Source organism: Mycobacterium sp. UM_Kg27 (assembly GCF_000972905.1).
Taxonomy (GTDB): Bacteria; Actinomycetota; Actinomycetes; order Mycobacteriales; family Mycobacteriaceae; genus Mycobacterium.
The window spans coordinates 1-10,750 of sequence record NZ_JRMM01000141.1 but is presented as its reverse complement, the minus strand read 5'-3'; the positions used below and the strand labels follow the sequence as shown (position 1 = coordinate 10,750).

Here is a 10,750-nt window from a genome sequence, read left to right as displayed (position 1 = left end):
AGATGTGTATAAGAGACAGGTCGCGTAGATTTCATTAACCCAGGACAGGCAGCATGTTTTCCGCAGATTGTCCGGTCTTATCGTAGAGCTCATAGCCGCCCAAAATGAGGTTCGCAATTTCACCATTCTATGATGCGCTCAATCGTTTTGTGCGTCTCCAGCAAAAGTAGGGACTCGTCGGGGAGTCTCGCCAAGTGGAGACGTTGAACATTCAAGATATCTTCAGCGGTAACCATTTCGTCATTAGTGAGATGAAGTTCTGCGCGCGTTTTTTCCACCCAGAACTTCTTCCAGTCGTTGATCGGCAATGCGATATCGCTATTTATGGCTATAGCGAGCGCTTCTTCTGGGCTTCTTCCGGGGAGGTGCCCCAGGTGATCGGTTGCCCAAATAAGACAGGCATGCAGCGTCGCCGGATCTCGGCCGTGATCTGAGTTAGAGTACAGATTTAGATCCGTCTCGTGGAATTGACTATGCCAAATGTCATTGAGGCGTTCTATGTCGAACTTTGCGGAGTTGGCTGCCTCCCGTACGTCCAGTTCGGATTCGAAAGTTGCAAGTACTTTGTCCCCGTCAAGCAGAATTCCAGTTTTCGCGACGTTCGCAATTGTCAACGCCGGCAGGACATTCTTGACGATGCCGTCGGCGCCGCCGGGGAAGGGGATTATTTCAAGACTATTCAGTTTGGTAGGGGCGTGCCGACGGAGTGAGGCTCGGACAATTTCGGCAGCCAGGTCATCCTCAACGATAAGCCGAGGGCGGGTAGGTCCGAGAGTAATGTGGCCGAGGTGGGTAAACGCCTCGGTGGATGAACATCCGTCAGCGACTAGAACGACCTGCTGTCGACTGGTATCGAACCCGAACACCTTGATCGCCTGGTCCGGAAGCTGGGCGGCCAGGACTGGTGAGTGCGTCGAGATTACAACCTGGTGGCAGTTACGGAGTACCTCGCGCTCGATGAACTTGATCAACTCGATCTGAGCCCCTGGGTGCAGTGAGACCTCCGGCTCGTCCAGAAGGATCAGGGATCGTTGTGGAGCGTTCTTTATAGCGTCGACCAGCCGGATTGCGGCGTACTCGCCACTTCCAGCGTGCGCTTCCGAATATTCCGCTCCGGTTCCTTTGAGCTGGAGTCGCACAGTGAATCCGCTCGGCCCGAAGAATTTATGTTCAATGATCAAGATCTTCTCGATCGGTTTGCCCAATATCATCGACACTTCTGACACCTCTTCGGCGCTGAGTTGTCGAAGCGGGGTAATCAAACGTGGTCGTTCCTTCTTCGGAAGAGCAACGCCAGCGAGGGCTCTGGCGATCCACTTGGACCGAAGGACAGCCTTGTACCGTTTCCGTGTCGCGTCTGGAGTCCAGTGATCGAACGACTCGTGGTGGATAAATTTGTCGAATGCGCTGAGTTCGGAGCGGAAGTCGAGGTAGGTGACTTCCTTTTTTATCTGGTTCCATCGGTCGCGACTCTCTGAAAGCCATGCGGCGTATCCAGACGTAGGCAACAGCGCCATTCTGTCGGATGTAACCCTCTTCGTCGGCTCCCAGTAGTCTGGGTCGCGGCGACCCGCGAGTGCTTTCGGAACTTCCGCCGACCTGTACTTTTTTGACCCGCGGTACTTTCTACATTCGGCGCTTACGCCCGAGCGGTCAAACCGGTACCTGTAGACGAATCGGTGGGTGGCCTTTCCTCGTGGTCCTCGATCGATATCGTCGACCTCGGTCGAGAACCAGAATTCGGCGAGGCTGCGTCCCTCCGGTGCGGCGGAAATCGCTTGTAGTATGGATGATTTATTTGTGCCATTAGGTCCCACGAGCGCGATGATCGGCCAGTTTAACGGCAGCGTCAGGTCGTCTACCAGTGACTTGTACATCGGGAACCGGATCTCGTCGATGTATGGCAAGAATTGATCGGAGTTCTCGAACTTCGACGTTATGTTCTTCTGAGTTTCGTTCATGCCCATTCGGATCAGAGGTGCCGTTCTAGATGCTTCCCTATTGCCTTGCCTAGTGGTATAGGGACGGCGTTGCCGATCTGTCGCGCGATCGAGGTCTTCGACCCGACCCACCGGTAGCTTTCGTGGAAGCCCTGGATAAGAGCCGCTTCCTGATGCGTGATTGCGCGCGGCTCGGTCGGATGAAGGTACCGGCCCTTCTCCGGCTTGAAAAACTCGGTGCGGATAGTGACCGACGGTCGGTCCCACCAGAGTCGGCCCATTACGTCGCCAGACCCAGAGGTGTGTTTGCGCCAACAATTCGGTTTAAGGTCGTCGGGCAACTGGAAGCGGTTACCGCCGGGCTCGATGCAGGCAAATCGTTTAAGTGAGATGTCTTCGTAGTGCCGAGTTACATGAAGCTCGTCGGTGCGATAGGGGCCGGGCAATAGCTTCCCGCGGAAGTCGTACGAGCGATCAGGCAGGCTCAACTGAGTGACGGTCTCGGGCAGCCCCGCCAACACGTCTTTGACGGTGCGCCATTGTCTCCGTTCGTGAGACCGCTTAGGCCAGCAAGGGAACTCGAGGTCACGATGATGGCCGATAAGGATGACCCGCTTGCGCACCTGCGCAGCGCCGTAGTCGGCAGCATTCAGGACGTCAGCTTGGAAGGCGTAGTCGCTTAGTTCGCCACCGGCGCTGCACAACCCCTTGAATCGTCGATACTGCACCGATGACAAGAACGCCGGGACATTTTCGAGTACGAACAATTTCGGTTGTGCTTTGGTGATCGTGTGGGCGTAATACTCCCACAGCCTGTTTCGATCGTCGTTAGTGTCGCGCGTGCCTAGGGACGAAAAGCCTTGGCACGGAGGGCCTCCAATGATTAGATCTGCGGCAGGGACCTCTTCGTGGTGCAGCCACTCTTGAATCGGGCCGGCGTAGACCATGGACTTTCCGTGGTTTGCCGCGTACGAAGCTGCGGCGGCGTCGTCGAACTCCACTGCGCGCACCGTCGTGTACCGCGGCGACGCTTTTGCGAAACCCGCGCTGAGGCCGCCAGCGCCGCTGAATAGGTCGAGCACGCGAATCTTGCTGTGCAGAGACGACCGGGATCCCGCCATGGAATGCAACGATAGCCGGCCCGTCCGACACCTTGCACCCGGATCGACACGACCGGTTGGTGCCGCTATCCGCGCAGGCTAACGCAGCCTACTCTCGAAAACATGTTGCACGAGGCCACCGCGGATGGAGAGGTGGGAGTTTCCCCTGCGGCGATGCCCCTGGGTCTTCCTCCCGGCTATCACGGCCCGCTGGTCGTTGCGCTGGACTCGAACATTCACATCGAATCGCGCCAGCACGGTTACGGATTGCTCAATGGTGAGGCTCCGAACGAAGGCGACGCGTACGAGCAGGAGCTGGTGGCGCTGGACACGCTCATCAATATCTGGTTGCTCTGCGACGTTCGATTAATCGCCAACCCGCAAGCACGCGTCGACGCGAATCGCGTCACCGAGCCCTTCCTGGCTGCCAGCGTTCCGGCAATTAACGCCCTGGCCGAGAGCCTCGCGTTTCAGTCTGGCGATTGGACCGTCCCAGTGCCTTCCGACCGTGAGGGCCTCGCCTCGGGCGGAGACGTAAACGGTTTGCCGGAGGTAGCCGATCGCGATCTCGTCGCCGAAGCGCAGGCAGTCGAAGCGCATGTCTTTCTAAGTCGGGATCGGGCTGTTCTCGACCGAGCGCCCGTCAGCGGACCGCGGCCCGACACAATGGCGCCGACCGCACTGGCCGCCGAGATGGCGTACGGCGACCTTCAAGTGCTCGCCGGAGGAATTTGCCAGAGCGAAGCATGTCCGTACGAAAGCCTCAGAGCTCCTGGACCTGACATTGGGAAATGGAACGGTCTCTTCTCGATTTTCGGGGGCGAGTAGCCGATGTGTACGGTGCCCTTGACCGATGCGTCGACCTCGCTCCGTATGTCGATACAGCGTCGCCGAGACACAGAAGCCGAGATGATGCTGCGCCGCTTGCTGCACGCACGCGGCTTGCGGTACCGCGTCGATCTACCGCTGCCGGGGATGCCGCGACGCCGGGCGGACCTCACCTTCTCGGCGAAACGGGTCGCCGTGTTCGTCGACGGATGCTTCTGGCACGGCTGCCCCGAGCATGGGACCGAGCCGAAGAGGAACGGAGGTTGGTGGGCGTCGAAGCTGGCCCGCAACATCGAGCGTGACCGCGAGACCGACGCATATCTGGCCGAAATCGGGTGGACGGTAGTCCGTATCTGGGAGCATGAGGACCCGGAGTGCGCGGCGGACTTCGTCGAGGCTGTCGTTCGGTCTGAAAAACGCAGATCACAGCGGGGCTTGTCGGACACCCCTGGTATGTAACTCGTGGAGCCGCCAGCTCCCAAAATGGGCCAAGTCCGAGGAATGGTTTGAAGCGCAAGGTCATCGAGGTGTCGCCGTCGGAGGCGATAAATAAACAAGCGGCTCGAGCGAAGTCCATTCGCCATAGTCACCCGTCAACGCTCCACCTCTGGTCACCGCGCCGACCCCTAACGGCTGCGTGGGCCGACTCGTTTGCCCGGTTGGTGGAAGAGCCAAGTGTTCGTGCGGTGGGATTTTCGACGGAAAACGAGCAACGGACTGAGCGCGGGCGACTTGATGGATTTATCGAACGACATTGCTCACTGGGACAGCGTATGAGACGACAAGTTGCCCGCGGTGGCGCATGTCGAGATCCTGAAGTCCAATGCCAGGAGGATGTCGAGTGATGAGCGTGGGTAACGATGTCGTGCAACGGATCAAGCTTGCCCCGGACGCAGGACTCGTCAACAGTCTCGGTGCGAACCACACGCTAGAGTCCGCGATAGCCGACCTCATTGACAACAGCGTCGACGCGCAAGCCACCAGCGTCTCGGTCCGTCTGCTTACCCGGAAGGAGCGCCTCGTCCAGGTTGAGGTTCTCGACAACGGCAACGGCATGGACGACACCACCATCACAGCCGCCATGACTATCGGTCATCAGCGTGACTACCGGAAAGGAGACCTCGGCCACTTCGGCATGGGCCTCAAGGCAGCCTCCTTCGGCCACGCTGATGTCCTCACCGTATGGTCCAGCAGATCTGGTGCAAAACCCGCCGGTAGGCGGATCCGGCGCGCGGACTTCTCCAGAGACTTCACTTGCGAAGTCCTTGCGGCCGACGTCGCCGCCGAACGTGGCGCTGAACGACAGGTCATCCTCGGGGTCGCAGAAGGCACGACGGTCATATGGACCGACGTGAGGAATGCGTACCGAGGTCACAGCGAGGAGGAGGCATGTCGATGGCTCGCTACCCGAAACGACGCGCTGCGAGCCCATCTCGGTGTCACTTTCCATAGGTTGCTCGCTGATAAGAGACTTCAGATCGACGTCCTCGTCGACGAACTCGGTGAGGCGCTCCTCGGGCCAGGAGTACCGGTGATGCCGATCAACCCATTCGGTTACGCACAATCCGGGCACCCCGACTATCCGAAGAATCTGATCGTTGAAGCCGGTGATACGCGGGCCAAGCTCGCATGCCATATTTGGCCGGCTAAGGCGGATATCACCGGCTTCCGGATCGGCGGCAAGCCAGGCGAACAGTTCCAAGGCTTCTACATCTATCGCAACGATCGCTTGCTTCAGATAGGCGGCTGGTCCGCCACCGCCAACCCGAGCCCAGCGCGCCAACTCGCTCGGGTAGTACTAGAGGACAGTGAGGCGATCGGGCACCTCCTGACTATGAACCCGGAGAAGAGCGGCCTTAAGTTCGAGCCGGTCTTTCACGACGCGATCAGCCGGGTGGCCGCGTCGGACGGTACGACGTTTATTGAGTATCTGCAGGACGCAGAGTCCGTCTACACAGACGCCAACAGACGCAAACGTAAACGCAAGCCTGTGATCAAGCCGGACAAAGGGTTCGCGCCAGCGGTTCGAAAGAAGATCGGTTCCGAGCTACCGTTTATTGCGGGCGATTCTATCGACATAAAGTGGCGACGGATGACTGAGACAGATTTCTTCGATGTCGACCTACCAAGCAAGACACTTTGGCTCAACAGCCGCTACCGACCGCTGTTCGCCCCCGAGGGGGGCAGCCTAAATGACGCCCCGGTGCTGAAGACTTTGATGTTCTTGCTGACGCACCACGTCTACGAGGGCCAGCATTTGGGCTCCAGGGATAAGGACGAGATCTCGCTGTGGAAGAGCGTTCTCGGTGCTGCGGTGGTCGCGGAAGCGCATGCGCGTCGTGAGCGATGACAGGAGCTTTTGGTGACACCATCACCCGATGACGCACGCCACCTTACGCTTGCGACCCTCGACGAGTTGTGGGACCACGGGGCGCCACTGGTTTTGCCGATCAAGGGTGAGCCAGGGTGTCGCCTTCAACTTGACCCCAAGAACGGACTTCTCACACTCGTCACCGAATACGACAGTCCCGAACCGGACGTCGCCAAACTGAAGAACGTCGACTTCAACGCGGTCGTCTTGGACGGAGATGAATTTGCTGAGCTGACTGTGCGGGTGGAAGGCAACGTCCACGGCGCCTACGGTTTGCTCGCCACTATCGCCGATGGGCTGCAGATCCAGAAGCTTCCGCTCGCTGTTGCAGTTGCGGCCGGGGTGGCGCGGCACCGCAACGTCCTAGCGGGCCGCGGTGCACTCACGACGGAGAAGGAAGTCGGTCTCTTCGGAGAACTGTTGTTCCTCGAATTTCTCATCCAGCAGATCGGTGCCGGGCCCGCAGTTGCCGCCTGGCAGGGACCGTTGTCGGAGGAACACGACTTCGCCTTCGACCTGGTGCATATCGAGGTGAAGACCACCAGCGGCGAGCGACGCAAGCACGTTATCAACGGGCTCAGTCAGTTGGTTCCGCTCCGAGGGGTGCCGCTGCGCCTGCTGTCTATCCAATTGACCCGGAGCTCGCCGGAGGGTGGGCGGACGCTGCCCCAAATTGTCGCCCAAGTACGAACCCTTGCTGGCGGTCACCAAGTTGCCGTCGAAGCGTTGCTGACCGCGTTCGGCTGGCAGGACGTCGATGCTGACCTGTACTCGACGTTCTGGGCGCTGCGTTCCCAGCCTCGCGTATATGCCGTGACAGGTGATTTCCCTGCGATGACTCCTGACCTGGTGGCACCTGTCGTACCGAACTTCGGGCTTTTGTCGGAAGTCTCGTACAAAGTGGACCTCACCGATCTGGTCTACAACGCGCTTCCCGACACCATCGGCGGGTTCGTGGAGACGAAGGAGAACTGACGCACGTGACCGACCAGCGCCCCGCCTGGGCAGATGCCCTGACGAGTGTCTTTATCGCTCTAAAGAACCAGCAACCGGCGCCGGTAGCCCCGCTGTTAATGGCGCTGTCTGGCAGCGCGGTAGCCGAACCGGACCTCGCGACCTTCATCAGTGACGCGGACGAGAACGAGCCCTCGCTGACTCAGGCGCGCATGGCTCTCGCCAAGTGGGACAACCAGGATGAGTTCCTCGACGTACACGGCAACGCCACACCGGCGCGGACCCGGGAACGACGCGCAGCAATCTACAAGGGACTGGGACTCTCGACGGAGGTCGCGGCGGCCTTCACACAACGAGTGGAGGTCTTCGAAGTCAAGGCCATTGTGATCTCCAAGAATTTCGAACCTTGGTATGCCGAGGAGCGAAAACGCCGCACGAGTGTCTATTGGGATGACTACGAGGCGTACCTTAGTGGCACGAAGAAGTGGCCGGCTGCATCGATTGCCTCGCTCGACCAGACGACCACTGAAGTCATCGAACGGCTCAGTCGACCTACCCGACCCGAGGTGAAACAGACTAAGGGGCTGGTAGTCGGATACGTCCAGAGTGGCAAAACGGCCAACTTCACTGGAGTCGCGGCTAAGGCCATCGACGCTGGCTACCGGCTCATCATCGTGCTGACCGGCACGATCGAGATCCTGCGCTCCCAGACGCAGCGGCGCATGGACATGGAGCTCATGGGCGTCGAGAACATCCTTGCCGGCCAAGATCCGACAGATCCGACCGTCGCGAAAGAGCTTGACTACCAGCAAGACGTCGAGTGGCTCGCCGACAGGTTCGTCAAGCACGGCACGGCGCTGGAGCAGCCTGGAGTCGTGCAGATCTCGCGCGTCACCAGCCACCATAGTGACTACAAACGCCTGCCCCAGGCGATGACGAAATTGAAGTTTGCTCGACAGAACAAGCAGAAGCCGCTCAACGACGAGGTGAACCTATTCAACTCGGGCGCGTACGTGGCGGTCATCAAGAAGAACAGCGCGTCGTTGAAGAAGCTCATCCAGGACCTCAAGCCACTCAAGAATGACCTGGCCGAGCTTCCGGTCCTGATCATCGATGATGAGGCCGATCAAGCCTCAGTCGACACCACCAACCCGGCGACGTGGAACAAGACCTCCGCGGCGAACCGCAAACGCACCACAATTAACCACCTGATTACCGAGATTCTGCATATCTGCCCGCGCGCACAATACGTCGGCTACACCGCAACTCCCTTCGCCAACGTCTTCGTGGACCCCGACGACGAGCGTGACCTGTTCCCAGCCGACTTCGTACTTTCGCTGTACCGTCCGCCCGGCTACATGGGTGTCCAGGAGTTCCACGATGTTGGCAAGCGTTGGGACGACGAAGAGAAGACATTCGCAAGCTCCAACGAACTGGCCCACATTCGACCGCTGGTCGGGGATGTTATTACTGATCCGGACGGCCGTCTGGCAGAACTGCAGGAAGCGCTCGACGCGTGGGTACTGACCGGAGCCATCAAAAAGTATCGCGAAGCCAATTCACCGAGAACGTTCCGGCATCACACAATGCTCGTTCACGAATCCGTCAAGAAGAACGATCACGCCGAGACGGCCGCCGACGTCCGCGCCCTCTGGAACAGCTCGAAGTTCAACTCCTCCGAGGGATTCGCCCGGCTGAGGAAACTCTACGAACAAGATTTCCTCCCCGTGATGATTGCGCGGGCCAACGGTGAAGCCGTTCCGAATTCCTTCGAAGAGGTTAAGCCGTTTATCGGTCTGGCTCTTGCGCAGATGAAGATGGATGGCGACCCGGTTCTGATCGTCAATTCCGATAAGGAGATCCAGACCCAGCAGAAGAAGCTTGATTTCGAGGCTGACAAGGTTTGGCGCATCCTCGTCGGCGGAACCCAGTTGAGTCGGGGGTTTACCGTTGAGGGATTAACGGTCTCGTACTTCCGCCGGAAAGCCGGTCAGGCGGACACCCTCATGCAAGCTGGCCGCTGGTTCGGTTTCCGGCCCGGCTACCAAGATCTCGTCCGGCTCTACATCCGCCGAGACGCCAACGTCGACCTGTACGAGGCGTTTGAAGCGCTGCTGATGGATGAAGAGGCGTTCAGGGACGAGCTTAGGCAGTACGAGGGGTTCGATGCCGATGGCATGCCTGTGCTGGAGCCGCGGCAGATCCCGCCACTTGTGAGCCAACATCTTCCGTGGCTGAAACCGACTGCGCGCAACAAGATGTGGAATGCGGTTATCGCCAATAAGGCACCGACCGACGTCCAGGATCTCTACGGCATCCCCGCTCGCGAAGACGCTGCGAACCGCGCGAACTTCGACGAAGTTGTTGTGCCGCTCTTATCCCGCGCCAAGACCGAGGTCATGCTCCCGTACGAGGTCGACGGGAAGTCAGGCTACAAGCAGCGGGCGAGAGTCGGCTTGATCGATGCCGCTGAGTTCCTGGAACTGTTCACACGGCTTGTGTGGAACCCGGAGTACAACGCGAACATTAAGGCACTCACGAGCTTCATTCAGAAGGCGACGGAAGACCAGCGCATCACTGATTGGGCGATCTTGTGGACGTGGCCGAACACCGATGGCAGGCTCTTCCCGATACCGGAGCTTGGTGAGGACGTCTCTATCGTGAAGCGTCGCCGCCGGGCCGGCCGAATCGATTTCGTCGGATCAGACCGTAAACACCGAGCTGCCGGTAGGCCGATTGTCGAGGGCCAAGCGGTGCCAGACCTCGGGCAGTCACAGACCCGCGGCCTCATCCTGGCCTCCATCGTTCCGGATCGCGAGCCCGACGACATCACAGTGCCTGTCAGCCGAGAAGAACTCGTCGGCCTCCTTTCGATCGCGGTTCCCGTCGCAGCCGTACCGAGAAGCAAACTGATTCAATGGACTGTTATTAACTCCGCGAAGCCGGATGATGTTGTGGTTGAGAAGCCATAGCCAAAAGTCCCCGAAGTATTCAAAGATCCGCCGGGACAGCCCCTGCCTCGAACTCCTACGTGGCATCGCCCTGGGATTCGATTACCTCAACCACTGCATTCTGGGTCCTTGCTCCACTCCGGCCAACTTCAAGATTGGATTAACGCAATTTGATCGGGCCCGCAACGTTGGTAACCACTTCTGGTGAAAGCGGGCCGGACACCCGGCGCTGCTACGGCCGCGGCCCAGAAGACCATCGGCGCACCGGTAGATGAACTAGCGCCTTCCTGCACACCGCCATCCCGCTATGCCCTATTCGCCCCCTGCGACCATGTACCAATGACCGCAACACTCGTCGCGAAGAATGTGGCCGGCGGCTTCGCGCACCGCACGCTGTTCGAGGGCGTTGACCTCACCGTGGCACCGGGCGACGTCATCGGTGTGGTGGGTGCCAACGGCGCCGGCAAGAGCACCCTGTTGCGGATCCTGGCCGGCGATCTGGAGCCGCTCGCCGGCTTGAGGTGAGCCCCTCGTAGTGGTCCAGTTGTTGTGCGACTCTGATGCCCGGTGTTCGGGCAGGAAGAATCAGCAACGACATGGCAGCCA

At 59.4% G+C, this 10,750-nt stretch carries 8 protein-coding genes and 1 pseudogene; 7 read left to right on the top strand and 2 right to left on the bottom strand.

What is annotated here, in order from left to right:
- Nucleotides 1-119: 119 nt before the first annotated feature.
- Nucleotides 120-1,961: an ATP-binding protein gene (locus LI94_RS22505; protein WP_192830999.1), complete on the bottom strand. Its 1,842-nt coding sequence runs from the start codon at nucleotides 1,959-1,961 to the stop codon at nucleotides 120-122.
- An 11-nt stretch (nucleotides 1,962-1,972) separates the two neighbouring features.
- Nucleotides 1,973-3,061 (bottom strand): DNA cytosine methyltransferase, encoded by a 1,089-nt coding sequence (locus LI94_RS17945; protein WP_046302041.1) that lies wholly within the window; start codon nucleotides 3,059-3,061, stop codon nucleotides 1,973-1,975.
- A 102-nt stretch (nucleotides 3,062-3,163) separates the two neighbouring features.
- Between LI94_RS17945 and LI94_RS17940 the strand changes: the two genes are divergently transcribed.
- The 7 genes and pseudogenes from LI94_RS17940 to LI94_RS17915 all read left to right on the top strand — a co-directional run.
- Entirely contained in the window at nucleotides 3,164-3,868 is a 705-nt protein-coding gene (locus LI94_RS17940; RefSeq protein WP_046302040.1) for a hypothetical protein, read from the top strand.
- 12 nt (nucleotides 3,869-3,880) lie between these two features.
- Entirely contained in the window at nucleotides 3,881-4,327 is a 447-nt protein-coding gene (locus tag LI94_RS17935) for a very short patch repair endonuclease (protein WP_046302046.1), read from the top strand.
- 68 nt (nucleotides 4,328-4,395) lie between these two features.
- Nucleotides 4,396-4,713: a DUF1156 domain-containing protein gene (locus LI94_RS22500; RefSeq protein ID WP_239651266.1), complete on the top strand. Its 318-nt coding sequence runs from the start codon at nucleotides 4,396-4,398 to the stop codon at nucleotides 4,711-4,713.
- Entirely contained in the window at nucleotides 4,713-6,218 is a 1,506-nt protein-coding gene (locus LI94_RS17930; RefSeq protein ID WP_046302045.1) for an ATP-binding protein, read from the top strand. Before LI94_RS22500 ends, LI94_RS17930 begins: the two co-directional genes overlap by 1 nt.
- A gap of 12 nt (nucleotides 6,219-6,230) precedes the next feature.
- A complete protein-coding gene (locus tag LI94_RS17925; RefSeq protein WP_239651265.1) occupies nucleotides 6,231-7,214 on the top strand; it encodes a PD-(D/E)XK motif protein in 984 nt (327 codons plus the stop codon).
- Nucleotides 7,215-7,219: 5 nt separating this feature from the next.
- On the top strand, nucleotides 7,220-10,165 hold the full coding sequence (locus LI94_RS17920) for a Z1 domain-containing protein (protein WP_052739967.1): 2,946 nt from the start codon (nucleotides 7,220-7,222) through the stop codon (nucleotides 10,163-10,165).
- 318 nt (nucleotides 10,166-10,483) lie between these two features.
- Nucleotides 10,484-10,660, top strand: a pseudogene (locus LI94_RS17915) (ATP-binding cassette domain-containing protein); the annotation flags it as partial.
- Between the last annotated feature and the right edge of the window lie 90 nt (nucleotides 10,661-10,750).